Below are 1172 nucleotides of genomic sequence, written 5' to 3'. Positions count from 1 at the left end.
CCCGGGGTGGTGGCGGTGGCGGCTACGGCCGCTGAAGCACCGGCCCCGCCCGTGCACGGCCGCAGCCGGCCCGCGCCCCGATCCTGAGGAACGCATGCGCCCTGCCGATCCCGCGCGGCCCATGGACACCTTGCTGGTGTCCACCTGCAACACCCTGAACCTCGCCCTGCCCGGGCGGGTGTTCTATCCCAACCAGGACGCCTACACCCAGGCCGAATTCGAACGCAAGGTCGATTGGCTCGGCGGGCGCCTGCGCGCGCTGAATGCCGATGTGCTGGCCGTGCAGGAGGTGTGGGACGAACAGGCGCTGCAGACGGCCATCGGCCGCAGCGGCCTGCGCTACGACTTCGTGAGCGTGCCCGGCGCCGAGAACACCGGCGCCTCGCACGGCGCCCAGGGCACGCCGCGCGTGGGCATCGCCACGCGGCTGCGCGTCGAATCGCTGCGCTCGATAGCGGAGTTTCCGCCCGCGCTGGCGGTCGATGTGCCGGGCCTGGGAACGCACCACCGGTTCGAACGCCCGCCCCTGCTGGCCACCCTGCGCATGAAGCACGGCCAGACGGTGAACGTGGTCACGGCGCACCTCAAATCCAAACGCCCCAAGTTCCTGCTCGACGCCCTCGGGCAGCCACTGGAGGACCGCGACGACCGCAAGGTCGCGGCCCTGGCTTCGCTGCGCTCGCTCATCATGCGCGGCGTGGAAGCGGCGGCGCTGCGCTGCCTGGTCGTGGACCTGCTGCAGCGCACCGACGTGCCGCTGGTGCTGCTGGGCGACTTCAACGACACGCCCGACAGCGTGACCACGCAGCTCATCTGCGCGACCACCGAGGTCGCCTACGACCGCAGCGCGCGCGACGTGGCCCTGTACAACGCCTACGACGTGCAGGGCGACGCCGCCCTGAAAAAGGACGTGGCCTACTCGCACATCCACCAGGGCATGCCCGCGGTGCTGGACCAAATCCTGGTCAGCGAGGAGTTCGTGCCCAGCGCCCGGTCGGGCCCGAACACCGGCGACGTGCGGCGGGTCGATTACTTCAACGACCACCTGCACGAGGGGCGCGACCGCACGCGCTCCGACCACGGCTTCGTCCGCGCCTTGCTGCGCCTGCCGATGCCCGCCTCCACGCCCACGAGGCCCACGACGTCCGCCGTGCCGCCTGCGGCCTGACCGG

Annotated in this window: 1 protein-coding gene; it reads left to right on the top strand. The window is 71.7% G+C overall.

The genetic code is table 11. The annotated features are described in order from the left end of the window. Nucleotides 1-94 precede the first annotated feature (94 nt). Nucleotides 95-1168: an endonuclease/exonuclease/phosphatase family protein gene (locus AC27KI_RS25330; RefSeq protein WP_487091235.1), complete on the top strand. Its 1074-nt coding sequence runs from the start codon at nt 95-97 to the stop codon at nt 1166-1168. The last annotated feature ends 4 nt before the right edge of the window (nt 1169-1172 follow it).

It is taken from the genome of Acidovorax sp. KPB24-03 (assembly GCF_057546605.1).
This window is presented reverse-complemented; position numbering and strand designations above follow the sequence as displayed.